General features: G+C 70.0%; 23 protein-coding genes and 2 pseudogenes. 12 read left to right on the top strand and 13 right to left on the bottom strand.

Annotation, left to right across the window (positions count from 1 at the left end; all coding sequences use genetic code 11):
* Window position 1 precedes the first annotated feature (1 nt).
* From trpB to CSW64_RS22130, 5 genes and pseudogenes are all read left to right on the top strand, one after another.
* Window positions 2–1,222 (top strand): tryptophan synthase subunit beta, encoded by a 1,221-nt coding sequence (trpB, locus tag CSW64_RS21460; RefSeq protein ID WP_099624016.1) that lies wholly within the window; start codon window positions 2–4, stop codon window positions 1,220–1,222.
* Window positions 1,219–2,058, top strand: coding sequence for a tryptophan synthase subunit alpha (gene trpA, locus CSW64_RS21455; RefSeq protein ID WP_425430360.1), 840 nt, complete (start codon window positions 1,219–1,221; stop codon window positions 2,056–2,058). The genes trpB and trpA overlap by 4 nt, the downstream gene beginning before the upstream one ends.
* A 4-nt stretch (window positions 2,059–2,062) precedes the next feature.
* Window positions 2,063–2,983 (top strand): acetyl-CoA carboxylase carboxyltransferase subunit beta, encoded by a 921-nt coding sequence (locus tag CSW64_RS21450; protein WP_099624015.1) that lies wholly within the window; start codon window positions 2,063–2,065, stop codon window positions 2,981–2,983.
* A gap of 29 nt (window positions 2,984–3,012) precedes the next feature.
* Window positions 3,013–4,331, top strand: a pseudogene (locus tag CSW64_RS21445) (bifunctional folylpolyglutamate synthase/dihydrofolate synthase).
* Between the two features lie 104 nt (window positions 4,332–4,435).
* Window positions 4,436–4,585: a hypothetical protein gene (locus CSW64_RS22130; protein WP_172448646.1), complete on the top strand. Its 150-nt coding sequence runs from the start codon at window positions 4,436–4,438 to the stop codon at window positions 4,583–4,585.
* A gap of 63 nt (window positions 4,586–4,648) precedes the next feature.
* On the opposite strand, the gene trxA is transcribed toward CSW64_RS22130, so the two are convergent.
* The 7 genes from trxA to CSW64_RS21410 form a co-directional block, all read right to left on the bottom strand.
* Complete coding sequence (gene trxA, locus CSW64_RS21440) at window positions 4,649–4,981, bottom strand: thioredoxin (RefSeq protein WP_099624014.1); 333 nt, start codon at window positions 4,979–4,981, stop codon at window positions 4,649–4,651.
* Window positions 4,982–5,059: 78 nt separating this feature from the next.
* Complete coding sequence (gene addA, locus CSW64_RS21435) at window positions 5,060–8,527, bottom strand: double-strand break repair helicase AddA (RefSeq protein ID WP_099624013.1); 3,468 nt, start codon at window positions 8,525–8,527, stop codon at window positions 5,060–5,062.
* Window positions 8,524–11,481 (bottom strand): double-strand break repair protein AddB, encoded by a 2,958-nt coding sequence (gene addB / locus CSW64_RS21430; protein ID WP_099624012.1) that lies wholly within the window; start codon window positions 11,479–11,481, stop codon window positions 8,524–8,526. The genes addA and addB overlap by 4 nt, the downstream gene beginning before the upstream one ends.
* Window positions 11,478–12,206: an N-acetylmuramate alpha-1-phosphate uridylyltransferase MurU gene (gene murU / locus CSW64_RS21425; protein WP_099624011.1), complete on the bottom strand. Its 729-nt coding sequence runs from the start codon at window positions 12,204–12,206 to the stop codon at window positions 11,478–11,480. The genes addB and murU overlap by 4 nt, the downstream gene beginning before the upstream one ends.
* Window positions 12,203–13,294 (bottom strand): N-acetylmuramate/N-acetylglucosamine kinase AmgK, encoded by a 1,092-nt coding sequence (gene amgK, locus CSW64_RS21420; RefSeq protein ID WP_245863785.1) that lies wholly within the window; start codon window positions 13,292–13,294, stop codon window positions 12,203–12,205. Before amgK ends, murU begins: the two co-directional genes overlap by 4 nt.
* Window positions 13,284–13,745: a tRNA (adenosine(37)-N6)-threonylcarbamoyltransferase complex ATPase subunit type 1 TsaE gene (gene tsaE, locus CSW64_RS21415; protein ID WP_099624010.1), complete on the bottom strand. Its 462-nt coding sequence runs from the start codon at window positions 13,743–13,745 to the stop codon at window positions 13,284–13,286. The genes amgK and tsaE overlap by 11 nt, the downstream gene beginning before the upstream one ends.
* Window positions 13,742–14,575: a 1-acyl-sn-glycerol-3-phosphate acyltransferase gene (locus tag CSW64_RS21410; protein ID WP_099624383.1), complete on the bottom strand. Its 834-nt coding sequence runs from the start codon at window positions 14,573–14,575 to the stop codon at window positions 13,742–13,744. Before CSW64_RS21410 ends, tsaE begins: the two co-directional genes overlap by 4 nt.
* 143 nt (window positions 14,576–14,718) lie before the next feature.
* Between CSW64_RS21410 and CSW64_RS21405 the strand changes: the two genes are divergently transcribed.
* Entirely contained in the window at window positions 14,719–16,230 is a 1,512-nt protein-coding gene (locus tag CSW64_RS21405) for a CoA-acylating methylmalonate-semialdehyde dehydrogenase (RefSeq protein WP_099624009.1), read from the top strand.
* A 30-nt stretch (window positions 16,231–16,260) separates the two neighbouring features.
* On the opposite strand, the gene hemW is transcribed toward CSW64_RS21405, so the two are convergent.
* Window positions 16,261–17,415, bottom strand: a complete 1,155-nt coding sequence (gene hemW, locus CSW64_RS21400) for a radical SAM family heme chaperone HemW (RefSeq protein ID WP_099624008.1) — start codon at window positions 17,413–17,415, stop codon at window positions 16,261–16,263.
* A complete protein-coding gene (rdgB, locus tag CSW64_RS21395) occupies window positions 17,408–18,010 on the bottom strand; it encodes an RdgB/HAM1 family non-canonical purine NTP pyrophosphatase (protein ID WP_099624007.1) in 603 nt (200 codons plus the stop codon). The genes hemW and rdgB overlap by 8 nt, the downstream gene beginning before the upstream one ends.
* A 570-nt stretch (window positions 18,011–18,580) precedes the next feature.
* Here rdgB and CSW64_RS21390 point away from each other — a divergent pair.
* On the top strand, window positions 18,581–19,111 hold the full coding sequence (locus CSW64_RS21390; protein WP_099624006.1) for a DUF2975 domain-containing protein: 531 nt from the start codon (window positions 18,581–18,583) through the stop codon (window positions 19,109–19,111).
* Between the two features lie 9 nt (window positions 19,112–19,120).
* Window positions 19,121–19,378, top strand: coding sequence for a helix-turn-helix domain-containing protein (locus CSW64_RS21385; RefSeq protein WP_099624005.1), 258 nt, complete (start codon window positions 19,121–19,123; stop codon window positions 19,376–19,378).
* Here the strand turns inward: CSW64_RS21385 and CSW64_RS21380 are convergent.
* A complete protein-coding gene (locus CSW64_RS21380) occupies window positions 19,363–20,253 on the bottom strand; it encodes a LysR substrate-binding domain-containing protein (protein ID WP_099624004.1) in 891 nt (296 codons plus the stop codon). The two genes, CSW64_RS21385 and CSW64_RS21380, sit on opposite strands and share 16 nt — an antisense overlap.
* Before the next feature lie 227 nt (window positions 20,254–20,480).
* On the opposite strand from CSW64_RS21380, the gene CSW64_RS21375 reads away from it, so the two are divergent.
* Window positions 20,481–21,125, top strand: coding sequence for a class I SAM-dependent methyltransferase (locus CSW64_RS21375; RefSeq protein ID WP_216361214.1), 645 nt, complete (start codon window positions 20,481–20,483; stop codon window positions 21,123–21,125).
* On the opposite strand, the gene rph is transcribed toward CSW64_RS21375, so the two are convergent.
* Window positions 21,122–21,838, bottom strand: a complete 717-nt coding sequence (gene rph, locus CSW64_RS21370; protein WP_099624002.1) for a ribonuclease PH — start codon at window positions 21,836–21,838, stop codon at window positions 21,122–21,124. The two genes, CSW64_RS21375 and rph, sit on opposite strands and share 4 nt — an antisense overlap.
* Window positions 21,839–21,931: 93 nt before the next feature.
* Here rph and hrcA point away from each other — a divergent pair, with 93 nt between their 5' ends.
* Together hrcA and grpE are read left to right on the top strand one after the other, a co-directional pair.
* A complete protein-coding gene (gene hrcA / locus CSW64_RS21365) occupies window positions 21,932–23,008 on the top strand; it encodes a heat-inducible transcriptional repressor HrcA (protein ID WP_099624001.1) in 1,077 nt (358 codons plus the stop codon).
* 7 nt (window positions 23,009–23,015) lie between these two features.
* The gene (gene grpE, locus CSW64_RS21360; protein WP_099624000.1) at window positions 23,016–23,624 is read left to right on the top strand and encodes a nucleotide exchange factor GrpE; all 609 of its coding nucleotides are present in this window, start codon (window positions 23,016–23,018) and stop codon (window positions 23,622–23,624) included.
* 128 nt (window positions 23,625–23,752) lie between these two features.
* Here the strand turns inward: grpE and CSW64_RS21355 are convergent.
* Window positions 23,753–23,947 (bottom strand): annotated as a pseudogene (locus tag CSW64_RS21355) (DUF2061 domain-containing protein); the annotation flags it as partial.
* Window positions 23,948–24,123: 176 nt separating this feature from the next.
* On the opposite strand from CSW64_RS21355, the gene dnaN reads away from it, so the two are divergent.
* On the top strand, window positions 24,124–25,245 hold the full coding sequence (dnaN, locus tag CSW64_RS21350) for a DNA polymerase III subunit beta (RefSeq protein ID WP_099623998.1): 1,122 nt from the start codon (window positions 24,124–24,126) through the stop codon (window positions 25,243–25,245).
* A 23-nt stretch (window positions 25,246–25,268) separates the two neighbouring features.
* On the opposite strand, the gene CSW64_RS21345 is transcribed toward dnaN, so the two are convergent.
* Entirely contained in the window at window positions 25,269–25,541 is a 273-nt protein-coding gene (locus tag CSW64_RS21345; protein WP_099623997.1) for a hypothetical protein, read from the bottom strand.
* Window positions 25,542–25,639: the final 98 nt, after the last annotated feature.

The raw sequence follows: 25,639 nt of genomic DNA, 5'->3' as shown, positions 1-25,639 counted from the left end.
TGTGAACGCCTCTTTGAAACCCAACGACTGGAACGCCCTGCCGGACGCCGACGGCCGCTTCGGCGACTACGGCGGCCGCTACGTGGCCGAGACCCTGATGCCGCTGGTGCTGGACCTGGACAAGGCCTACGCCGAGGCGAAGGCCGATCCGGAATTCCAGGCCGAGCTCGCCGGCTACCTGAAGCACTACGTCGGTCGCCCGAACCCGCTCTACTTCGCCGAGCGGCTGACCGCGCACTACGGCGGCGCGAAGATCTACTTCAAGCGCGAGGAGCTGAATCACACCGGCGCGCACAAGATCAACAACTGCATGGGCCAGATCCTGCTGGCCATGCGGATGGGCAAGACCCGGATCATCGCCGAGACCGGCGCCGGCCAGCACGGCGTGGCCACGGCCACCGTCTGCGCCCGCTTCAACCTGCCCTGTGTCGTCTACATGGGCGCGGTGGACGTCGAGCGGCAGAAGCCGAACGTGTTCCGCATGAACCTGCTGGGCGCCGAAGTGCGGCCAGTGACCTCTGGCGCGGCGACCCTCAAGGACGCCATGAACGAGGCCATGCGCGACTGGGTCACCAACGTCCATGACACCTACTATCTGATCGGCACGGCGGCGGGGATGCATCCGTACCCGGCCATGGTCCGCGACTTCCAGGCCGTGATCGGCCAGGAGACCAAGGCGCAGATCCTCGAGATCGAGGGTCGTCTGCCGGACGCGGTCGTGGCCTGCGTTGGCGGCGGTTCGAACGCCATCGGCATGTTCCATCCGTTCCTGGCCGACGAGAGCGTGAAGATCTTCGGCGTCGAGGCTTCGGGCCACGGCCTGAACACCGACAAGCACGCGGCCTCGCTGACCGGCGGCCGTCCGGGCGTCCTGCACGGCAACAAGACCTATCTGCTGCAGGACGACGACGGCCAGATCCTGGACGCCCACTCGATCAGCGCGGGCCTCGACTATCCGGGCATCGGCCCGGAGCACGCCTATCTGCACGACATCGGCCGGGCGAAGTACCTGACCTGCACCGACGATGAGGCGCTCGCCGCCTTCCAACTCTGCGCTGAGCTGGAAGGGATCATCCCGGCGCTGGAGAGCGCTCACGCGATCGCCAAGCTGCCCGAGGTGGTCAAGGAGGTCGGCAAGGACGGCGTCGTGGTGCTGACCCTGTCCGGCCGCGGCGACAAGGACATCTTCACGGTCGCCGAAGCTCTGGGGCGCAAGATTTGACCACCTATCGCGACGGGACGCGGATTTCGCGCGCCTTCCACCGGGAAAACGACCATCGGGCGCTGTTCGTCGCCTACATCATGGCCGGCGATCCCGACCTGGAGACCTCGTTCGAGATCCTCAAGGGCGTCGCCGACGAAGCCGACATCGTCGAACTGGGCATGCCCTTCTCCGACCCGATGGCCGAGGGGCCGACCATCCAGCTGGCCGCCCAGCGCGCGCTGAAGGCCGGCACGAAGATGAAGGACGTGCTGGGCCTGGTCCGGCGCTTCCGCGAGACCGATACGGTCACCCCGATCGTGCTGATGGGCTATCTGAACCCGGTGCTGAGCTACGGCTTCGAGGCCTTCGCCAACGACGCCTCGGACGCCGGCGCCGACGGTTTGATCATCGTCGATTGCCCGCCGGAAGAGGCTGACGCGCTGACCGACGCTCTCGAGGCGGCGAAGATGAACCTCATCCGCCTGGCCACGCCGACCACCGACGACCGGCGCCTGCCCACCGTCGTGAAGCGGACCTCCGGCTTCGTCTACTACGTCTCCGTCGCCGGCGTGACCGGCGTGAAGGAGGCCGACGCCGACGCCGTGGCCAAGCCGGTGCAGCGCCTGCGCGAGGCCTCGGGCCTGCCGGTCGCGGTGGGCTTCGGCATCAAGACTCCCGAACGCGCCGCCGAGGTCGCCCGTGTGGCCGACGGCGTCGTGGTCGGCTCCGCGCTGGTCGACGAGATCGCCGGCGCTCTCGAAACGGGATCGAACGAAAACGTGACCGAAAGAGTTCTTTCCAAGGCGGCTGCGCTGGCTAAGGCTGTGCGATCGGCGCGAAGCAGGGGCGCTTGAAGCGATGGCGATGGCTGACCCGAAGAACGACAAACCGACCCGAGGCGGCGCCCGCGAGCGCCAGGGCTGGCTCTCCCGCATCGCGCCCGGCGTACGCGGCGCGTTCGTAAAGCGCGAGACGCCCGAGAACCTCTGGGTGAAATGCCCCGACACCGGGGAGATGATCTATCGCCCCGACCTGGAGGCCGCCTGGTGGGTGACGCCCGCCGGCCGTCACATGCGCATCGGGCCTGAGTTGCGCTTCAAGTTCACCTTCGACAACGGCGAGTACGAAGCCCTGCCGACGCCGAAGGTGATCGAGGATCCGCTGAACTTCACCGACGGCCGGCCCTACAAGGACCGCCTCGCCGCGGCCCGCAAGACCACCGGCGAACCCGACGCCATGGCCATCGGCGCCGGCAAGATCGGCGGCGTGCCCGCCGTGGCGCTGGTTCAGGACTTCGCCTTCATGGGCGGCTCGCTGGGCATGGCGGCGGGCGAGGCCTTCATCGCCGCCGCGAAGGCCGCGGTCGAGCGTGAGGTTCCGCTGGTCGCCTTCACCGCCGCCGGCGGCGCGCGGATGCAGGAAGGCACCCTGTCGCTGATGCAGATGGCGCGAAGCACCCTGGCGATCCAGGAGCTGAAGAAGGCCCGGCTGCCCTACGCCGTGGTCCTGACCGACCCGACCACCGGCGGGGTGACGGCCAGCTACGCCATGCTGGGCGACGTCCATTTCGCCGAGCCGGGCGCCCTGATCGGCTTCGCCGGCCAGCGGGTTATCGAGCAGACCATCCGCGAGACCCTGCCGGCGGGGTTCCAGCGCGCCGAGTTCCTCGTCGAGAAGGGCATGGTCGACCGGGTCGTGCCGCGTCACGAGCTGCCGACCATGCTGGGTTCGGTGCTCGGCACCCTGATGATGGGCCGCAACGGCAAGAAGGCGGCCTAGGCCCTTTCCCGCTCATCCGGGATCTTAGAATGAGCGACCATCTCAGACCTCATGACGCCGCGCTTGCACGGCTTCAGGCCCTGCATCCGAAGAAGATCGACCTGTCGCTGGGCCGGATGCGCCGCCTCTGCGCGGCGCTGGGCGATCCGCAGCGCGATCTGCCGCCGGTGGTCCATGTCGCCGGCACCAACGGCAAAGGCTCGACCGTCGCTTATCTGCGCGCCATCGCCGAAGCGGCCGGCCTGCGCGTCCATGTCTTCACCTCGCCGCATCTGGTGCGGTTCGCCGAGCGTATCCGCCTGGCCGGGACCCTGATCACCGAAGAGCATCTGGCGGCCGTGCTGGAGCATGTCGAGAGCGCCAACGCGGGCGAGCCGATCACCTTCTTCGAGATCACCACCGCCGCCGCCTTCCAGGCCTTCAGCGAGGTCGAGGCCGACCTCTGCCTGCTGGAGGTGGGCCTGGGCGGTTCGCTGGACGCCACCAACGTCATCGAGCGGCCGGCGGTCAGCGTGATCGCGCCGGTCGACTACGACCACCGGGAGTTCCTGGGCGACAGCCTGGCCGGCATCGCCGGCGAGAAGGCCGGGATCATCAAGCGCGGCGCGCCGGTCGTCGCCGGCCGCCAGTCGATCGAGGCGTTCGAGGTGATCGAGGCCAGGGCTCAGGCTCTGGGCGCGCGGCTCGTGGCGCTCGGAACCGACTTCGACGGCTGGCTGGAGAACGGCCGGATGACGGTGCAGATGGAGGATCGGCTGCTCGACCTGCCCGCGCCGGCCCTGCCGGGCCTCCATCAGGTCGACAACGCCGCCTTGGCCGCGGTCGCCGCGTTGCAGCTCCGCGAGGCGCGGATCGACGAGGCCGCGGTCGCCGCCGGGATCGCCGGCGCGACCTGGCCCGCGCGCTTCCAGCGCCTGGCCGAGGGGCCTCTGGGGCGCCAGGCGAAGGCCGCTGGCGCCGATCTCTGGCTGGACGGCGGCCATAATCCGCATGCCGCCCGCGCGCTCGCTCGGACGATCGGCGACCTCGCCGCCCGCGACGGTCGGCCCGTGACCCTGGTCTGCGGCCTGCTGGCCAACAAGGACGCGGACGGCTTCTTCGCCGCCTTCGCTCAACTGGCCCCCGGGTCATCGCCGTCGATTTCGAGGCCGCGGCCGCCAGCCCGGCCGAGCGCCTGGTCGAAGCGGCCCGCGCCAGGGGGCTTCAGGCCTCCGCCGCGGCGGACGTTTCCGCAGGGGTCGCAAGGGCCTTGGCGGAAGAAGGGGCGGCGCCGCATGTCGTGATCTGCGGATCCCTCTATCTCGCCGGCGAGGTTCTGGCCCTGGATGCGTCAACCTGGCCGACCTGAGGAACCGAAAAGCCCCTTGCCAAGTTAGGGTTTTGGGCGAACGATAGAGTTCTAGGGAGCGACGCGAGCCGTCAGAGCAAGCGCGGTCCCGGGAGGAAAATGAGATGTCGCTGGCTGACCATCGGCTGGATGCGGAACCGTGCAAGACGGACGCGACCTGCCTGCTCACCTTTTTCGGAACCATCGGCCTGATGTTCCTCGCCGCGCCCGTCGTGGTGTGGCTCGTGGGTCTGATCACCAGGCTGATCTGGTAACGAAAACGGCCGCCGGATCGCCGGCGGCCGCTTCGTCATGAGAGACTGGACCGGTCAGCGGTCTTACGCCGCCTGCACGCCCGCTTCCGAGAGCCATTCCAGGATCTTCTGCTTCGGCATCGCGCCGACCTTCATCGACGCCATCTGGCCGCCGCGGAACAGCATCATCGTCGGGATGCCGCGAACGCCGTAGCGCGAGGGCGTGGTCGGGCTGTCCTCGATATTCACCTTGGCGACGGTCACGTGATCGGCCAGCTCCTCGGCGATCTGGTCGAGCGCGGGGGCGATCTGCTTGCAGGGACCGCACCACTCCGCCCAGAAGTCGACCAGAACGGGCTTTTCGGCTTGCAGCACGTCGCGTTCGAAGGACTCGTCGGTCACCTTCACGGTGCTCATGGCTTTATCTCCTGGTCGAAGGGATTCGCAGCGCCCTTCGCCTTCAGCCCAACGATGTAGGACCGTCGGCGTTCCCCATCAATGGGCCTCGGACAGCTCGACCAGCGTCCGGGTCATGATGTTTTCTGGAACCGGCATCAGACGGGGTCCGTCCGTCCAGACCAGGGCGGCGTCGATTCGCCGGCCGGGGAAGATCTCGGCGAGCACGGCGGCATAGACCGCCATCTGGATGCGATAGGCCGGATCGGCCGCCTCGAGGGTCGCCGGCGCGGGGCGGTTGGTCTTGTAGTCGACGACCAGGACGCGCTCGGGCGTGACCAGCAGGCGGTCGACCCGGCCGGACACCGCCAGCGCGGGAGGCAGGCGCGGGGACGAGCCGGCGATCCCGGCCTCGGCCCGGCTGCCGGGGCCGAAGACCTCGGCGAAGACCGGGTCCTCAAGCACGCCGAAGGCGGCGGCGATCATCTCCTGTCGCTGATGGTCGACGACGTCTGGCTCGCGTCCGAGCAGAGCGGCGGCGGCCTCCCGGCGCTCTGCCGGCGGGACGTCGGGCAGCAGCTGCAGCAGCCGGTGGATCAGGTCGCCCCGCCTGAACCGGCCCAATCCGCCAACACGCGCCAGCGGCGAGGGCGCGGGGATCGGCGCCTGCTCGGCCAGCTGCGAGGGTGACGCATAGCGTCGGGCCGCGGGCTCCGGCGGCGGCGGCGTCCCCAGCCAGGTCGGAGCCGCCGCGGCCGCGCGGCTCGGCTCGGCGCGAGCGGGCAGGGTCGCGGGATCAGGTCCGAACCGGCGGACCTCGGCTCCGCCGACGCCCGCGACAGTACGGACCCCCGGCTCGATGGTCGGATGGGCGAAGGCGTCGCGCATCGCCGCGTACCAGCCGCCGACCTTCTCGTCCGAGGTGCGGGCGTCGATCCGGCCGCACAGCACCAGCCGATCGCGCGCCCGGGTCAGGGCGACGTAGAGCAGCCGCCAGGCCTCGCCCTCCTCGCGGGTCCTGCGATGCTCGCGGGCGGCGGCGCTGGCGGCGCAGTCGTCGGCCGCCTTGGCGCACCAGAGAAAGCCGCCGCTTTCGGTCTCCAGCAGTGGTGAACCGCGCGCCGTCCGTGTCACCGTCGTCTCGGGCAGGAAGACGATCGGCGCCTCCAGTCCCTTGGCGCCGTGCGTGGTCATCACCCGCACTTCGCCGGCGGCCGCCTCCATCTCGCGCTTCACGGAGATGTTCAGGCCGACGAAGGCGGCGGCCAGGGTCTCCAGGTCGCGGATCCCCTGCGCCTCGGCGGCCAGGGCGCGGGCCAGGAACTCGTCCAGGACGTCGCCCGCCTCGCCGCCGAGGCGGGTCAGGAAACGGGCCCGCATCGAGCGGCCGGCATCGTCGGTCAAACCGATCATGCGGGCGTAGAAGTCGAACGGCGTGTGCCGGCGCGCCAGGGATCGTGCTGTTTCAAGCAGGGCCAGCGCCGCGGCCCAGGCAGGGCGCTCGGACGCTCGCCGATGCAGAACGGCCCACAGGGTCTCGGGCTTGCGTGTTCTGGCCAGGGCATAGACGTCTTCGTCGCCCAGTCCGCAGAAGGGAGACTTGAGCAGCGCCGCCAGGGTCAGGTCGTCGTCGGGAAACAGGACGAACCGCGCCAGCGCCAGCAGGTCGTCGAAGGCGATGTGGGCCGACAGGGTCAACCGGTCGGCGCCCGCCACCGGCACGCCGGCCCGTTTCAGGGCGCGGATGATCTCCTCGAACAGCACGCGGCGGCGGCGGACCAGGATCAGGACGTCGCCGTAGTCGGCCGGACGCCATTGCCGGGTCTCCTTGTCGAAGACGGCGTCGCCGCGCTTGACCAGCCCCTCGATCTCGGCGGCGATCTGGCGAGCCAGGCGGCGGTTGGCCGAGGTCTCGGCCTCCTCGTCCAGCGGCGCGTCCCAGGCGTCGCGATCCTCGCCCTTGTCCTCGCGCTCCAGCGGCCACAGGTCGACGCATCCAGGGTGGTCGGCCCGGAAGGCGCGGTGGCTGACCACATCCTCGCCGCTCGGCGGCGGCACGCCGGCCCGGGTGTCCGATGCGGTGAACAGGGCGTCGACGAAGGACAGCACCTGAGGCGTCGAGCGGTAGGAGACCAGCAGCGGCACGCCATCGGCCGGCTTTCCGACAGCGGTGATCTCGGCGATGTAGCGCTGGGTCTCGGTGAGCAGCCGCTCGGGATCGGCCCCCTGGAAGCTGTAGATCGACTGCTTCTCGTCGCCGACCACGAAGAGGGTCCGGTCGGTGGCGTCGACGCCGCGCAGGCCGGCGCCCGACCAGAATTCGCCGGTCAGCTGGCGCACGATCTCCCATTGCTCGGGAGCGGTGTCCTGGGCCTCGTCGACGAGAACGTGGTCGATGCCGTCGTCCAGCTTGTAGAGCACCCAGGCCGCGTCCGGCCGTTCAGCCACCAGGCCCTTGGTGCGCAGGATCAGGTCGGCGAAGTCCAGCGCGCCTCGGCCGGCCTTGGCTTGGTCGTAGGCGATGGCGTAGGCGCTGGCCAAGGCCAGGACCAGCGCCGAGGTTTCCGCGACCCGCGCCGCTCGCAGCCGTTCGCGGGCCTTGTCCAGCCGATCCTGCTCGGCGAGCAAGGCCATGCGCAGGTCTTCCCGGGATTTCAGGCCGGAGGTCTTGGCGACCCAGGTCGCGGGCGTCCCCTCGCCGCCGGCCGTGAAGAAGGCCGTCAGGGCCACGCCGAGATCGCCGCCGGCGGCGGCGCGCAGCAAGCCCGCGCACTTGATGTCGGTCTTGCCGCCCTGGGCCAGGACGTCCGCCGCCTCGCGGTACAGGCGGCCGTCGACGCCGGCGGCGATATCGGCAGACACGGCTTCGGCGTCCGTCGCCTCGTCGAAGCCGCAGACGGTCCAGACGTCGGCGGCGACCCCCTCGAAGCCGCCACACCGTTGCACATAACCGGCGATGGCGTCGCGGCGCTGTTCGAAGGCGTCGAACATCTGCTGGAAGCTGTCGAAATCGAGCGCCGTGGCGAGACGGGCGTAGGCCCGGGCCACGGGGCCGTCGCTCTGCAAGGCGTGGTGCGCGACGGCCGCGCGGGCCTCCGAGGCGATCAGGGCCGCCGCAGCGTCGTCCATCACCGTGAAGCCCGGCGACACGCGGGCCTCAAGGGGGAAGCGCCGCAGCAGCTTCTCGCAGAAGGCGTGGATGGTCTGGATCTTCAATCCGCCGGGCGTTTCGAGCGCCTTGGCGAACAGGGTCCGGGCCCGCGAGAGCGCCAGGGCGTCCATCTGTTCGGCCTCGCCGCCGTCGAGCTCCGCCAGGGCCTTCTTCAGTTCGGAGTCCTCGAGCACAGACCAGCCGCCGAGTTTCTCGAACAGGCGATGCTGCATCTCCGCCGCGGCGGCCTTGGTGTAGGTGACGCAGAGGATCGCCGCCGGCGGGACTTCGCGTAGCAGCAGGCGCGCGACCCGGTCGATCAGGGTCTTGGTCTTGCCGGATCCGGCGTTGGCCGTGACGAAGGCGTTGAGGGACGGATCGGCCGCCCGGCGCTGAAGGAGGTCGTGGCCGCTCATTCGCCGCCCTCCTCGCCGCCGGTGGACCATTCGAACACCCGCGCGAGATGGTCGTAGTCGCCGGCGTAGGTCTTCACGAACTGCGGCGCCGTGCGCGAGCGATAGCCGCGCGCTGGATCCTGGTAGAGGGCCAGCAGCTTCCGCACGCCCTCGTAGGCCAAGGCGGCGGCCTCCTCGCTCTCCGGCCCGGCCGCCTTGCGGACGATCTCCTCGCCCGGGGGTTGGCGGCCGGTGACGCGCAGATAGGCGAGGTCGCCGGCGTAGGCCTTCAGGCCCTCGAACCCGCCGGCCAGCAGGATGGCCATCGTGAGCGTCAGCTGCGGCGAGAAGCCGGTGTCGATCTGTTTGGCGCTGGGCGCGCCGCCGGTCTTGAAGTCCAGCACATGGCCCAGGCCCTCGGGCGTGATCTCGATCCGGTCGGCCTTGGCGGTCAGGGTGAAGGCGCGGCCCTGGACCGGGATCGTCAGCGTCCCGGAGCGTTCGACATGCACCTCGCGACCATCGGCGCGGCGGCGGCGTTCCAGGTCGGCGGCCCAGCGAGCGGCTTCCCGGGCGAGGGCGCGCTCCCGGGCCAGCATCGACTGGGGGAGGCCCTGGTCGACCAGGGCCTTGAGGTACAGGCGTTCGAACAGTTCGGCCGCGGCGGGCGGCTCGCCGTCGGTCCAGGCGGCGGCGAAGTCTTCGAACGCCTTGTGGATGGCGGTGCCGCGGGCCTTGGACTCGACGGGCTCGTCGGGGCGGTCGAGCGGAAACAGCTTGAGGATGTCGCGCGCCCAGACGCTGTAGGGGTCGCGGGTCAGGGCCTCGATGCGGGTGACGGCGAAGGTGTCCGGTCGCTCCTCGATCGGGGGAGCCGGAGCCGGGCGAGGCGTGGGCGCATAGTCGCCGGCCGCGTCCAGCGAGCGGGCCCAGTCCAGCAGTTCCGGACGTCCGGGCAGTTCGACGCCGGCGCCGCGCGCCAGGGTGCGCAGTCGCCAGAGCCAGCGCGACTCGACGGCCGGCTGACCCTCGCGCCTATGGCTGTGGACCAGCACCACTTCGGGCGCGCAGGCGGCCTGGGCGAAGTCGTGGGCCGTGAGGCCGAGCCGGCGTTCGGGCGACGGCAGATCCAGCCGCTTGCGCATCGGCCGCGACAGGAAGGGATCGATCGGCGCGCCGCGCGGCCAGACCCCGTCCTCCAGCCCCGCGAGGATCAGCCGATCGGCGCGCAGCAGCCGGGCTTCCAGCGCGCCCAGGATCCGCAGCCGGGGATGAGGCGTTCCGAGCGCCCGGACGGTCTCGCCGTCAAGCAGCCGTCCGACCAGGTCGGCGAAGGCCCGCGGGCCGCCGGGCGGCAGCCCCTCGCCGTCCGCGATCAGGCCGGCGAACAGGGCGGAGGAGGCCTCGCCCGCCGGACCGCTCCAGACGGCCTGGCCGCCGAGGGCTTCGAGGGTTTCGACCAGGGCGTAGGCGGCTTCGTGAGCGGGCGCCGCGCCGTCGACGAAGGGCGCGAGGGCCAGATCCAGAGCGGCGAACAATGTCTCCGCAGCCTCGATGAGGTCCGGGCGCGAGGCGAGGCGCGTCAGCAGGGCCTTGCGGTCGCCGCATCGCGGGCCGCGCAGCGCCAGTCGCTCGATCCCGGCGATGGCCTCGGGGGCGATCGCGTTGGCGGCGAGCGGGTGTTTCAGGATCGCCAGCAGCAGCACCGGCGACAACGGATCAACGGCCCAGTCCGCGACCAGCCGAGCCAGCACCGCGACGGGGAAGCCGGCCAGGGGGGCGCCGGCGGAGCTGTCGGCCAGGACGCCGAACCGGGCCAGACGGGCGCTGACCCGGCGGGCCAGGGCGAGGTCGGGGGTGATCAGGGCGGCGGTCTTGCCGGGCGTCTCCAGCGTTTCTCGGAGCAGCAAGGCGCAGACGTCGGCCGCTTCCTCCTCCTGACGGGCGCCGACGACGGAAAGCCCTGTCAGACCTTCGCGCAGGGGATCGACCCCCGCGGCCTCGCCCTCGCGCCGCAGACCATCGAGAACGGAGCGCCAGTCGGCGGTGGCCTCAGCCGGGCGAAGCGCCTCGTTGATCAGACGGCGGCGCCAACGGCCGCGCGAATCGGCGTCTGGGCGCCAGGCCCGAACGTCGGCTCGGGTCAGTCGGAACTGGTCGAGCAGTCGCTTCATGGCGCCCTGGGGGTGCTGATCCTCGACCTTGGCCCAGGCCGCGTCGGCCAAGCCCTCGTCCAGGCCGGGCAGAATCACCAGTCCCTTCGGCGCACGGGCGACAGCGTCGAGCAGGCGGGCCGTGGCCGGCGCCGTGCCGGTCGATCCGGCGGCGATCAGCGGATGCTCTGGAGGATGCGCGATCCACTGGTCCCGCAACGCGCCCAGCAACTTTACGCGACGATCGGCGACGTCGATCAGGCCCAACGCCTTGAGCCGCTTCGGCCACAGCTCCAGCGCGATGGCCAGCACCTCGGCGGAGCGGCGCCAGTGAGCGGCCATGTCGAGCGACACCAGCCCGTCCAGCTTGCGGGCCGCGTCCTCGACTTCCTCGATCTGGAGACCGTCGAGGAAGGCCGCGAGGGCGTCGGCCAGCTCCAGCGCCCCGGCGGCGTCGAGGTCGCGGCCGAAACCCCTGTGATCAGCGACCAGCCGGGCCAGCTCGTAGCGCCGTCGTTGCGGATCGATGGCGGGCGGGATGTCGAGCGACAGATTGCCAGGCTCGAAGGGCGGCTCGCCCTCTTCCAGGTCGCCGATGGCGCGGATCTGCGGCAGCAGCACGGCGCGGCCGTCGCCGGCGGCCACGAAGGCCTCGGCCAGCGAACGGGCGCCCCGACGGGTCGGGGTCAGCACCACCGCATCGGCCAGGCCTTCGGGCTCGGGCAGGGCCGCCAGAAGGCCGGCGGCCAGGTCGTCGAGGAAGGGGCGGTGCGCCGGGATCGAGAACCAGCGCGGCGCCGGATGCTCGAAGGGGTTGCTCATCCCTGGGCCAGCCTCGCCTCGGCCTCCTCGCGGGCGACCGGATCGCCGACGTGCATCCACAGCCCCGGCGGCGCGACGCCGCGGACGCGGCCGAGCTTGGTGAGGTCCTTCCAGAGCGGCAGCAGGCCGAAGGGGCCTTCAGGGCCATTCTCGACGACCGAGGGCTTGGCGATATGGACCCCGACGTAGACCAGCGGCGCGGTCTCGCCCTGATCCTTGAAGCGCACGCGGCCTTCGTCGTCGAAGAACAGGTCGCCGGTGGCGTGGAAGCCCATCGATTCGTTTGTCGAGGCGGTCAGCAGGCAGACGTCCATCGTCGCCGGATCCCAGGCCGCTGCGACCGCCTCCAGGGCCCGGTCGCCGTCCCCGATCCAGACCGAGTCGATGTTGGCCACCCAGAAGGCGTCCTTCGGCAGCAGCGGCAGGGCCAGCTTGATCCCTCCGCCGGTCTCCAGCGGCTGGGCGCGTTCGTCCGAGATGACGATGCGAGGCAGGACGCCGGTCGCGTCGCGCGCCCTCAGGTGCGCCTCAAGCTTGTCGGCGAAGGCGTGGACGTTGACCACGGCGGTCTCGACCCCGACCTGGGCCAGCCGGTCGAGCATGTGGTCGATCAGCGCCTTGCCACCGACCTCGACCAGCGCCTTGGGCCGATCGTCGGTCAGGGGGCGCATGCGGGTGCCGAGGCCGGCGGCCAGCACCATGGCGACCTTGGGCGCACCGCTCATGCCCGCGCCTCCGCGGGAACGTGGCGATCGAACCAGGCCTTCAGCCCCGCCATTCCCGGATCGTCCAGGTCGCGCTCGAGGGCGCGCCAGGTGCGGGGCATGTAGGCCTTGTACTGCGGCCGGCCCAGCAGCGCCTGGCGGGCGAAGACCCGGCCCAGGATCCGCGCCGCGTTGGACGCGGCCAGCGCGCGGTAGTCGGCCAGGAAGGACGCGCGCTCCAACTCGGGGCGCGCGGCGAGGTAGCGGTCGAGCATCGCCGCTTCCAGCTCGGGCGAGACGTCGCGACGGGCGTCCTGCAGCAGATGCAGCAGATCCCAGGCGGGGTGGGCGCAGAGGGCGTCCTGGAAGTCCAGCAGGCCGATCCGCGCCACGCCGGTCCGTTCCGGCAGCCAGAGCAGGTTCTGGGCGTGATAGTCGCGATGCGCGAAGACCTTGGCCCCGGCCTCGCCCCTCACCCAGACCGGCGCCCAAAGCGCGTCCCATTCGGCGACCGCGTCGGCGGAGAAGGCGGGGATGTTCGCGAACTGCGGCCAGAATTCGAGGAAGGTGTCGGTGGCGACCTTCAGGGCCAGGGTGTCGTAGGTCAGCAGCGGCCAGCACAGGTCGTCGACGGCCAGCACCTGCGGCGGCGGCTCGGCATGGAGCACGGCTTGCAGATCGACGGCGGTCTCATACAGCGGCCGTTCCGGCGTGCCCTCGGCGATCAGCGTGGCGAACAGGCCATCGCCCAGGTCCTCCAGCACCGCCAGGCCGTTCTCGACGTCATAGGCGTGGACTTGGGGCGCCGACAGGCCGCGGCCGCGGAGGTAGTCGGCTGTCGCCACGAAGGCGGCGACCGAGCCGGCGGCCAGCCGCGCGGCGGCGTTGTAGCCCAGGGACAGCCGCTCGGCGTCGGTCGCGCCGGGCGGGCAGACGCTGGTCTCCAGCGCCGGCGGCTGATCCATGAGGACCAGGCTGCCGCCCGTGGACGGATAGACCCGCTCGTACAGGCGCGTAGAGGCGTCGCCGCTCATCACGTCTCGACGGGCGTCGGCCAGTCCGTGCCGGGCCAGGAAGTCCGCCTTCAGCGCCTCGCGTTCAGAACTCAAGTTTGCGACCTTCCCATGCGCCGTGAGCCGTCAGCCGCGCGCGGCGACCCTCCCCCGTCTCGTCGAAGCCGATGTCGATGTCCAGCCGGTCCGCCGGAAGGTCCCCCTCCAGCCGCTGCGGCCATTCGATGATCGCCGCGCCGTCGACTAGCGCGTCCTCGAGACCGATCTCATAGGCTTCGTCAGGATCGGACAGCCGGTAGAGGTCGAAATGCGCCAGCGGAAAGTCCGCCGCCTCGTAGAACTGCACCAGCGTGAAGGTCGGGCTCGGCACGTCTTCATCCGGGGTCGTCAGGGACCGGACCAGCGCCCGGGCCAGGGTCGACTTGCCGGCGCCCAGCGGTCCGGTCAGGCAGACGGCCTCGCCGGCGCGCAGCGCGGCGCCCACGGCGGCGCCCAGGCGCGCGGTCGCGGCATCGTCCGGCAGGGCGGTCTCGGCGGGCGGCGTCATTTGAAGGGCGTGTCGGGCGAAGCGGGCAGCACGCGCTCGACATAGGCCTTGATAGCGGCGCTGGCGACGGCCGCGTCAGGATCGAGGCGATCGGCCGCGATCGGTTGGCCGACGATCAGCCGGAACCTCCGCCCGCGCTTGTTGAGCAGTTCGTGGAAGAGGGTGATGTCGCGCAGTTCCTGCGAGAAGCGGTCGAACAGGTGGAACAGCGTCGCCCAGGGGCCTTCCAGGTGAAGCGGCACGATCGGGGCGGCGTATTTGGCGGCGACCGAAATGGCCGTCGGCATCCAGGGCGGATCCGTCAGAACCCCATCCTCGCCGCGGCGGGCCAGGCGACCGGCCGGAAAGACCGCCAGGGCTCGCTCAGCCTCCATGGCCTGGCGGGTCATGGCCAGGGTCAGGCGGGTCCGTTCGCGGGTGCGCTTGGCCTCGACCCACTCGACCGGGATCAGCACCTCGTCGAATCGGGCCGCCACCCGGTGGGCGTCGGAGTTGGCGTAGAACAGGATGTCGGGCCGAACGCCTTTGAGGGCGTCGAAAACCGCGACCCCGTCGGCGATGCCGGTCGGATGGTTGCAGACGAGGATGCAGCGCCCTTCGCGCGGCAGGCGCTCCAGTCCCGAGACCTCGACATGAAGCGCCAGCAGGTCGGAGACGAAGTCCAGCGCCGCCTTGCCGTCCATCGGGCCGATGGCGTCGGCCATGGCCCGGGCCTTGCGGTAGTCGAGCATCCGATAGAGCAGCGGGCGGACCAACGGCCAGGCCGGCGAGCGGGACAGGCGCGGGGCGCGCTCCTCGATCAGCACGTCGACGATGTGGGATCGACGCATCTGCGCGGCTTCTGGATTGTTGACTATCGCGGCGTCGACCATGTCATGGAGTCTAGAGGCGAGGTCGCGCGGCGCAAAGCGCCTAGGCGGCGCTTCGATGAAGGCATAAAACGCCCCATTCATTTTGCGTCCGGGAGAACGCTATGCGGGAAATCCGCCACTTTGTGAACGGTTCGGCCTTCGAAGGGGCTTCCGGGCGGTTCGGTGATGTCTTCAACCCCAACACCGGCGAGGTCCAGGCCCGCGTCCAGCTGGCCACGGAGGGCGAACTGGACATGGCGGTCCAGGCGGCGGCGGCGGCCCTGCCGGCCTGGGCGGCGACCAATCCGCAGCGCCGCGCCCGGGTGATGTTCGAGTTCAAGCGGCTGGTCGAGGCGCATATGAACGAGCTCGCCGAGACCCTGTCCAGCGAGCACGGCAAGGTCATCGCCGACTCCAAGGGCGACATCCAGCGCGGCCTGGAGGTCATCGAGTTCGCGTGCGGCATCCCCCATGTGCTGAAGGGCGAGTACACCGAGGGCGCCGGTCCGGGCATCGACGTCTACTCGATGCGCCAGCCGCTGGGCGTGGTCGCCGGCATCACCCCGTTCAACTTCCCCGCCATGATCCCGATGTGGATGTTCGGCGTGGCCATCGCGGTGGGCAACACCTTCATTCTGAAGCCGTCGGAGAAGGATCCGACCGTGCCGGTGCGCCTGGCCGAACTGTTCATGGAGGCCGGCGCCAATCTCGGCATCGACCTGAAGGGCGTGCTGAACGTCGTGCATGGCGACAAGACCGCCGTCGACGCCATCCTGCAGCATCCGGAGATCAAGGCGGTCAGCTTCGTCGGCAGCTCCGACATCGCCCACTACGTCTATTCGCAGGGCACGCTGCACAACAAGCGCGTCCAAGCCATGGGCGGCGCCAAGAACCACGGTGTCGTCCTGCCCGACGCCGACCTCGACCAGGTGGTGAAGGACCTGTCCGGCGCCGCCTTCGGTTCGGCCGGCGAGCGCTGCATGGCCCTGCCGGTGGTCGTGCCGGTCGGCAAGAAGGTCGCCGACGAACTGCGTGACCGCATGGTCGCCGAGATCGAGACCCTCAAGGTCGGCGTCAGCACCGATCCGGAGGCCCAGTACGGCCCGGTCGTTTCGGCCGCCCACCGCGCCAAGATCGCCGACTACATCCAGATCGGTCGGGACGAGGGCGCCGAGCTGGTGGTCGACGGCCGGGACTTCCGGCTGCAGGGCTATGAGAAGGGGTTCTTCATCGGCCCGAGCTTCTTCGACGGCGTGAAGCCGGGGATGAAGACCTACCACGAGGAGATCTTCGGCCCGGTGCTGCAGATGGTCCGCGCCGAGTCCTTCGAGGAGGCGGTCGAGCTGCCGAGCAAGCACCAGTACGGCAACGGCGTCGCCATCTTCACCCGCAACGGCCGAGCCGCCCGGGAGTTCGCCCAGCGGGTCAACGTCGGCATGGTCGGCATCAACGTGCCGATCCCGGTGCCGGTCGCCTACCACACGTTCGGCGGCTGGAAGCGCTCGGCCTTCGGCGACACCAACCAGCACGGCATGGAAGGCCTGAAGTTCTGGACCAAGGTGAAGACCGTCACCGCCCGCTGGCCGGAAGGCGAAGTCGGGGATTCGAGCTTCGTCATCCCGACGATGAAGTAGGAGGACGATCCTCCCCGCTTGCGGGGAGGATTATCGATGGACGATCAGCGCCCGCGTCACGCCGTCGAGGACGAACCGTCCCTTCGGCGTGGCGCGGAGACGGGCGGGATCGTCGACCAGAAGACCCTGTCCGACCAAGTCCCGGACCATGTCGCTCGTCGGCGCCAGGTTCAGCGCCCTCAGCTCCGGCCAGGGGACGCCTTCATAGGTGCGCAGGCCCATCAGGATGCGCTCTTCCGCCGCCTCGGCCGGCGTCAGCGATTCGGCTTCGAAGCCGGCGCCGGCTTCGGCGACCCTTCGGATGTAGGCCGCCACGTGCGCCTCCGCGGTCGTCGCGGTTCGCACGCCATCGAGCGACAGCCGCCCGTGGGCTCCCGGCCCGGCGCCCACGTAGTCCTGCCCGCGCCAGTAGACGAGGTTGTGCCGGGACCGCGCGGCTTCGCCCTTGGCGTGGTTCGAGACCTCGTAGGCTTCGAAGCCCGCGCGTTCCAGCGTCGTCTGGGTCGTGTCGTAGAGCGCTTCGCCCACGCCGTCGTCGGGCGGAGTGAAGGTCCCGCGGCGAACCGCGCGGTCAAAGGCCGTGCCGGCCTCGATGGTCAGCTGGTAGGGCGAGACATGCTCGGCGCCCAGATCGATGGCCTGGCGCAGCTGGTCGCGCCAGGCCCGCGGCGTCTGGTCGGGCAGGGCGTAGATCAGGTCGACCGACAGGCGGGGAAAGGTCGCCGCCGCGGTTTCGGCGGCCCGGCGCGCCTGGTCGGCGTCGTGGTTGCGGCCAAGGAAGCTCAGCGCCGCATCGTCGAACGACTGCAGGCCCAGAGACAGCCTGTTCACGCCCGCGTCCCGGAAGCCGGCGAAGCGACCTGCTTCGGCGTCGGTCGGGTTGGCTTCGAGAGAGATCTCGAGGTCCGCCTCGGGCGTCCAGAGGCGGCGCGCCGTCTCGACGATCCGGGCCGTCCAGTCCGGGTTCATCAGCGAGGGCGTGCCCCCGCCGAGGAAGATCGATACGAGCCGCCGGTCGCCGGTCAGGGCGCGCTGCGCCTCCAGGTCGGCGACGATGGCGTCGGCCAGCGCCTTCTGCTCGGTCTGCCCGCGGTCGCGCACCACATTGAAGTCGCAGTAGGGGCAGATCCGGGCGCAGTAGGGCCAGTGGACATAGATCCCCAGCGGCGCCGGGGCGTCAGTCAAACAAGGCGGCCTTCAGCTTGGCGAACGCCAGGGCGCGGTGGCTGATGGCGTCCTTCTGGGCGGGGTCCATCTCGCCGAACGTCTTGTCATGGCCTTCGGGAACGAAGATCGGATCGTAGCCGAAGCCGCGCGTTCCCCGGCCCGGGAAGACCAGCGTTCCGTGGACGACGCCTTCCACCACGACCGACGGACCGCCCGGCCAGGCGACCGCCAGGGCGCTGGTGAACCAGGCGCTGCGATCGTCCGAACCGGTCTCCAGGATTCGCTCCTCGACCTTGGCCATGGCCTCGGCGAAGTCCTTCGAGGGGCCGGCCCAGCGGGCCGAGAAGATGCCGGGCGCGCCGTCCAGGGCGGCGACCGACAGGCCCGAATCGTCGGCGATGGCGATCTTGCCGGAACGCTCGGCGGCGTGGCGCGCCTTCAGCAGGGCGTTGCCGACGAAGGTGCTCTCGGTCTCGTCCGGTTCGGGCAGGCCGAGCGCGCCGGCGGACAGGATATCGAACCGCCCGTCGAGCAGGGCGACCAGCTCCTTGGCCTTGCCGGGATTGTGGGTGGCGGCGACCAGCGTGGTTCCGGACGGGAGCAACAGGGGCATGGCGGTTCCTTTCCCGAGCTTCCTCGCCCCGAACGCCCGCCGACGCAAGGCGCTCGGAAATCTATGCTGCAGCGCATTACGGTCGCGTAATCATGTTACGCAAGTTTAATATCGTTTTTCGATAAATCCTTTGATCGAAGAACGACGATTGTCTACAAGATTACTCAAGGACGGAGGGCGAACGAAGTCCTGGGGGTGGCGAGGGCCACTTTCGATTTTGCACTGCAACATGGAGACGAAGATGTCTGCTCAACAAATGACGAACTGGGTCGACCGCATCGCGATGACGGTCGTGAACGCCGCCCTTCTGGCCGCTCTGCCGATCTCGGCGGTGCTGTTCGTCTCGCACTCGATCTGACCGGGCTCTCTTTCATGAGGGCCCCGGTCAGGGCATTCTCGCCGCCCGCCTGAGGGCCGGCTTCCCCAGAGGGAGAGCGACGTCTCTCCTTCCGGAGAAGCCGGCCCCGGCCCGGCGATGAAGGACAACCGCGGGCGGCGCAGGCATGCGCCGTCCGCGGCCGTCTCCGTCGTCTGGCGGCGGACAACGGCAACTGGGGTGGAGTGAGCGCCATGCGGGCCATGGGGCCGGGCTCGGTTTCGAGCTTCCTGAAGACGGCGCTCGACGTCGTCTACTTTGCGCTCTACGCGCTGCTGGCGGTCGGCGGGCTGGTGCTGCTGGCCAGCCTGCTGCTCAGCTTCCGTCCCGACATCATCGCCCAGAGCGCCCAGTTCCGCATCCTGCGCGAGGCGGGCCTGGATTTGGGCGACGTCGTCTTCGTTCTGGCGGGCGGTCTGCTCTACGTCGGCGGTCTGGTGGCGATCGTGACGTGTCTACGGAAGGTGTTCGCGACGCTGACCGCCGGCGATCCCTTTCACCCGGACAATGTCAGCCGTCTGCGGCTGATCGGCTTCCTGCTGGCGGGCATGGAACTGGGCCGAATGCTGTTCCGGGTCATCTTCAAGATGATCGCCCCCAACGCCACCGACAACATCGCCGGGCTCAACCCGACCACCTGGTTCGCCGTGCTGGCCGTGTTCGTGCTGGCCGAGGTCTTCCGCGAGGGCGCCCGCCTCCGCCGCGAAGCCGAACTGACGATTTAGGACTCGCGTATGGCCATCAAAGTCACCCTGGATCGCATCCTGGCCGAGCGGCGCATGTCGCTGACCGAACTGGCCGACCGTGTGGGCGTCACCATCGCCAATCTGTCGATCTTGAAGACCGGCAAGGCGCGCGCGATCCGCTTCTCGACTCTCGACGCCCTGTGTCGCGAGCTGCAATGCCAGCCGGGCGACATCGTCCTGTTTGAACCCGGCGGGGGCGGCGGGCCCGCCGACGATGACGACGACGACGGCTATGGCGGGGCCTGAGGGCCGAGTTCCGCCGCCAGCCAGTCGATGAAATGCCGGGCCGACCCAGACAGGGGTTTCCGGCCGTTGGGAATCGCGGCGAAGCCCTCGGGGAAGGCCGCGAAACCGGTCAGGGCGACAAGGCGGCCGTCCGCCAACTCCTTCGCTGCGAGCCGCTGCTCGACCATCGCCACGCCAAGTCCCGCGATCGCCGCCTCGATGCAGAGGTTGGTGTGCGGGAAGGAAAGGGTGCGCGGGCTCTCGACCGTTATGCCGGTCGCCTCTCGCCACAGGTCCCAGGCGCGATGGGTATGGTCGTGGACGATGCGGCATGGGGCCGACAGTCGACCATCCGCAACCGTCGCGAGGCAGCCGGGCGCGGCCACCGGGGCGAATGCGGCGTCGCCCAGCCGAATGGCGCGGGCGCGATCTTCCGGCGGATAGTTTCCGCGATCCCAGAGGATCACCAGGTCCGCGTCTCGCTCCTCGCGCATCTCCCGCGCCGAGGTCATCGACAGCCTCAGGCGAAGGTCGGGCCGTTGCTGTGAGAAGCCGGCCAGGCGCGGCGCCAGCCAGCGCGTGGCGAAGGTGGCGCTGCAGGCGACGTGAAGCTCGGGCGCGCGGACATCGCGCAGGGTTTCGGCGTAGCCGCGCGTGATCACCGCCAGCCCTTCGGCGATGGCGGCGGCGAGGGCCTGCCCGGCCGTGTTGGCCTTGAGGCCGGTTCCCGCGCGTTCCAGCAACGGCAGGCCCGCGTGGTCATGGAGGGTCCGCAGTTGCTTGCTGACCGCGCCGTGAGTGCGGCCGAGTTCGCGGGCGGCGGCGCTTACCGAGCCCAGCCGGACCACCGCCTCGAAGGCGCGGAGGGCGGACAGGGGCGGCAGATGGTCGGTCATGGTCTGTGATTGTGTGAGATTTCCTCACGCAATGCACGACCCGAACTCGATTTTGCGCCTGAACCCGATCCCTTACCCGGGAGGCTTCAAAGCAAAGAGGAAGGGCCTGAACACTCATGACCGGTGATGTCGACTACGATCAAACGGGAACAGGGTACGGTCGCCAGCGACGCGCCGACCCGCGGATTGCGGCCCGGATTCATGCAGCGCTCGGCGATGCCCGGACGGTGCTGAACGTGGGCGCCGGAGCCGGGTCGTACGAACCGGCGGATCGCTATGTCCTCGCCATCGAGCCTTCGGCGGTGATGCGGGCGCAGCGGCCCGAGGGCGGCGGCGTGGCGGTGCGGGCTTTCGCGGAGGCGCTCCCGTTCGATGACGGCGCCTTCGACGCCGCGATGGCGGTCGCCACCGTTCATCAGTGGGCGGATCTGGCCAAGGGGCTGGCCGAACTGCGCCGGGCTGCGCGCGGGCCGGTCGCGGTGCTGCTGTTCGACGGTCCGGCGCTCGACCGTTTCTGGTTGAAGGCCTACGCGCCGGAGCTGATCGCGGCCGAGCAGCGCCGCTATCCGGCGCTCGACGCCGTCGCCGCTGGGCTGGGCGGCCGGGTCGAGGTGCAGGATGTCCCGATCCCGATCGACTGCACGGACGGTTTCACCGAGGCCTTCTATGCCCGGCCCGAGCGCCTGCTGGAGGCCGACGTGCGCCGCGCCCAGTCGTCCTGGGGGTTCGTGCCCGACGGCGCCGAGGCGCGCTTTGTCCGCACGCTGTCCGACGACCTGGCTTCCGGACGCTGGGACGAGCGTTACGGCGACTGGCGCGAGCGGCCGACCTACGAGGGCTCGCTGCGCCTGATCGTCAGCCGGCCGGGCTAGCGTTCGATCGCGGCCCGCTGCAGGGCGAACAACTCGTTGATGCCCTTCTCGGCCAGGCCGTAGAGCGCCTCGAACTCGGCGCGGGTGAAGCCGCGCTTCTCGCCGGTGGCCTGGATCTCGACGATGTCGCCGTTTCCGGTCAGCACGAAGTTCGAGTCCGCCTCGGCCGACGAGTCCTCCTCGTAGTCGAGGTCGAGCACCGGCAGGTCGTTGAACACGCCGCAGGACACCGCCGCCACCTGATCCAGGATCGGGTCGGTCTTGATGACGCCCTCGTCGAGCAGATAGCGGGTGGCCAGCCGCAGGGCGACCCAGGCGCCGGTGATCGAGGCGGTGCGCGTGCCGCCGTCGGCCTGGACCACGTCGCAGTCGATCTGGATCTGGCGCTCGCCCAGGGCCTTCATGTCGACCACCGCGCGCAGGCTGCGGCCGATCAGGCGCTGGATTTCCTGGGTGCGGCCGGACTGCTTGCCCTGAGCGGCCTCGCGGCGGCCGCGGGTGTGGGTGGCGCGGGGCAGCATGCCGTACTCGGCGGTGACCCAGCCGGCGCCCTTGCCGCGCATCCAGCCGGGCACGCCTTCGTCGACGCTGGCGGTGACCAGGACCTTGGTATGGCCGAAGGTCACCAGGCAGGAGCCCTCCGCGTAGCGGTTCACGCCGGTCTCCAGGGTGACGGCGCGGAGCTGGTCGGGGGCGCGTTCGGACGGTCGCATCGGCATTTCCTTCGGCTGGGCGCGACTTGCGCCCGGGCAGGCGCCGCTTATCCTATCCGCCGAAGGGTCGTCCACCGATCCGACAGCGAGATCATGAACCCCATCCTGACCGGCGGCCCCTCCCGGCCCCCTTCCTTGACCGATCTGGACGAACGCGCCCGCGACATCTTCCGGCGTGTGGTCGAGACCTATCTGGAGACCGGCGAGCCGGTCGGATCGCGCACCCTGTCGCGCGGCGGGGTGCATCTGTCGCCAGCTTCGATCCGGAACACCCTGCAGGATCTGGCGCATCTGGGCCTGCTCGACTCGCCGCACGCCAGTGCGGGCCGGATGCCGACCCACGCCGGCCTGCGCCTGTTCGTCGACGGGCTGCTCGAAGTCGGCGATGTCGGAGAGGCCGAGAAGCGCGAGATCGACGCCCGGCTCGCCGCCGGCGGCCGCACCTTCGAGGAGGCGCTCAACGCGGCCAGCGGGATCCTGTCGGGTCTGGCGGGCGGGGCCGGAATCGTCGTCAGCCCGGTCCGGGAAGCCGGCGTGAAGCACGTCGAGTTCGTGGCGCTGGGCGGCGACCAGGCCCTTGCGGTGATGGTGTTCGAGGACGGCCAGGTCGAGAACCGCCTGATGCGGCTGACGCCTGGTCTGACGCCCTCGGCCTTGCAGGAGGCCTCGAACTTCCTGGGCGCGCGCCTGAAGGGGCGGACCCTGACCGACACGCGTAGCGAGATGCGCGCCGAACTGGACCGGGCTCGGCGCGAACTGGACGAGACCGCCGCGCGTTTGGTCGAGGACGGCCTGGCGGCCTGGAGCGGCGGCGAGGGCTCGGAACGGGCCCTGATCGTGCGCGGTCGCGCCAACCTGCTGGGCGATCCGAATGCGCTGGAGGATCTGGAGCGGGTGCGCCGCCTGTTCGACGACCTGGAGCAGAAGGAGCAGTTGATCGGCCTGCTGGACGACGTCCGCGACGCCCAGGGCGTGCGGATTTTCATCGGCGCCGAAACGCGGCTTTTCTCTCTTTCAGGTTCCGCCCTGATTGCGGCGCCCTATATGACGGGCCGACAAAGAGTGCTCGGTGCGATCGGCGTGATCGGGCCGACCCGATTGAACTACGCCCGGGTGATCCCGCTGGTGGACTACACCGCCAGGGTCCTCGGGCGAATGCTGGACGGATGAAAGTGATATGACCGACGACGATACGCCGGCCAACGGCCACGACGCCGAGTACGAGGCCCCCGAATCGGAAACCGTGGAAGACGTTGAAGCGCTGCAGGCTGAGAACGCGGCGCTGAAGGACCAGATCCTTCGCATGGCCGCCGAGATGGACAACACCCGTCGTCGCGCCGAGCGCGAGGCCAACGACGCGCGCGCCTACGCGATCCAGAAGTTCGCCAAGGATCTGTTCCCGGCCTCGGACTATCTGGCCAGCGCCACGGCCCACGCGCCGCGCGATTCCGGCGACGCGGCGGTGAAGAACTTCGTCGTCGGCGTCGAGATGACCCAGAAGGAGCTGCTGGCGGCGTTTGACCGCAACGGGCTCAAGAAGGTCGACCCCAAGGCCGGCGACAAGTTCGATCCGCATGTCCACCAGGCCATGGCGGAAGAGCCGAACGCCGAGGTCGCGCCGGGCACGATCGTTCGCACGATGCAGGCCGGCTTCACGCTGCTGGGCCGCACCCTGCGTCCGGCGGTGGTCGTGGTCGCAGCCAAGGCCGCCGCGGCGCCGGCCGGCGACAACCCCTATGCGGCGGAAGGCGAGACCAGCGGCGGGGCGGTGGACACGAAGGCCTGATTTCGTCCTCCTGGTCACCCCGGCCGAAGCGCAGCGAAGAGCCGGGACCCAGCCTGCGGCGTTCACCCTGGGTCCCGGATCGCCTACGGCGTCCGGGATGACTATGGTGACTATGCCGCCGCTGCTTCGGCCCGCTCCGCTTTCCGTTTGTCGGCCCGCGTCCACAGCCGTTCGTGAATGTTGAAGGCGACCGTCTGGACCATCGGCTCGATGATGCCGACCGCCAAGGCGATGCGCCAGTCGCGGGTCAGGACGTAGGCGACGGCGACGGCCACCGTCAGGTGCATCGCGGCGTAGGTCGCGGTCTTGAGGGCGAGGCGCATCGTCGCGACTCCTGTTGAGAATTGTTCTCAACAAATAAGAGCTCGGGATGCGGCTTCAAGGGGCCCGCAACCCCTTTCGTCAGCCGCCTTTTCCGCTAATGTCCATAGTCCCCATTACTGGCGAGCGGCTCGGGGGCCGCGTGATTCGCCTCTGACTTCCGGACTTCGGACGAGACATGAAGCTTACGATCGAGCGGACGGCGCTGCTGAAGGCCCTGGGCCATGTGCAGAGCGTCGTCGAGCGCCGCAACACCATCCCGATCCTCTCCAACGTCCTGCTGACGGCGGAGCGGGAGCAGGTGGGCTTCTCGGCCACCGACCTGGACATGGAGATCATCGACCAGGGCGCCGCCCAGGTGGATGTGCCCGGCCAGATCACCGCCCCGGCCCACACGCTCTACGAGATCGTCCGCAAGCTGCCCGACGGCGCCGACGTGTCGCTGTCCTTCACAGGCGATGACCCGCGACTGCAGGTCCAGGCCGGCCGCTCGAAGTTCAACCTGCCGGTCCTGCCGGCCGGCGATTTCCCGGTGATGAGCAGCGACGGCCTGTCCGCGCCGATCCCGGTCGACGCCAACGACCTGGCCCGGCTGATCGACAAGACCCGCTTCGCCATCTCCACCGAGGAGACGCGCTACTACCTGAACGGCCTGTACGTGCACACGGTGGTCGACAACGGTCAGCCGATGCTGCGCGCCGTGGCCACCGACGGCCACCGCCTGGCCCTGGCCGAGATGCCGGCTCCCGAGGGCGCCGCCGGCCAGCCCGGCGTGATCGTGCCGCGCAAGACCATCAACGAGGCCCGCCGTCTGCTCGAGGACGCCGGCGAGATGGTCGACTTCCAGGTCAGCCCGCAGAAGGTCCGCTTCGAGTTCGGCCAGGCCGCCGCCCTGACCTCCAAGGTCATCGACGGCTCGTTCCCGGACTACATGCGGGTCATCCCGCGCGACAACGCCAAGGTCATGCTGGTCGACAACAGCCTGTTCGCCCAGGCCGTCGACCGCGTCGCCACCATCTCGGCCGAGAAGAGCCGGTCGGTGAAGATGGCCGTCGAGCCGGGCAAGATGATCCTGACCGTGCGCAACATGGAAGCCGGCCAGGCCGTCGAAGAGCTCGAGATCGACTACGACGGCGACAGCTTCGAGATCGGCTTCAACGCCCGCTACCTGCTGGACGTGACCGGCCAGATCGGCGGCGAGATCGCCGAGTTCCGCTTCGCCGACCCGGCCTCGCCCACGCTGGTGCTGGACCCGACCGACGCGGGCGTGAAGTACGTGCTGATGCCGCTGCGGGTGTAGCCGCGGCGGGGCTGGAGCGGGCTTCAGGCGCCCGTGCTTGTCCGCGCGTGGATTTCAGCCAACAGGACCTCGGCGACGTGGATCGGGTCACGGTTGCCGATGGGCGCGCTCTTGGAGCCCTGGTCGCAGGTCACATGCACCTGTCCGTCCTTCACCCGAAAGTGGCCCCAGAGCACCGCGTCGCCGACCTGGACGCTGAAGCCCTGGCCGTCTGCGGAACGCTGTCGGCGCACCACCATGACCACCGCGGCGGCCGCAAGCGCCACGCCGATCGCCGCCAGATCCTCAAGCTTCATCCGCCGCCCCCGAGCTTCCGGTCGCTTCGCGCCGCCGGTCCCGGGCTTATAGATGCACGGGCGGCCGACGCCCATCCGCGTTCCTAGCGGGCCGCCGC

Source organism: Caulobacter mirabilis, assembly GCF_002749615.1.
Taxonomy (GTDB): Bacteria; Pseudomonadota; Alphaproteobacteria; order Caulobacterales; family Caulobacteraceae; genus Caulobacter; species Caulobacter mirabilis.
Note: the sequence above shows the minus strand (reverse complement) of the source record. Positions and strands in the feature narration are given on the sequence as shown.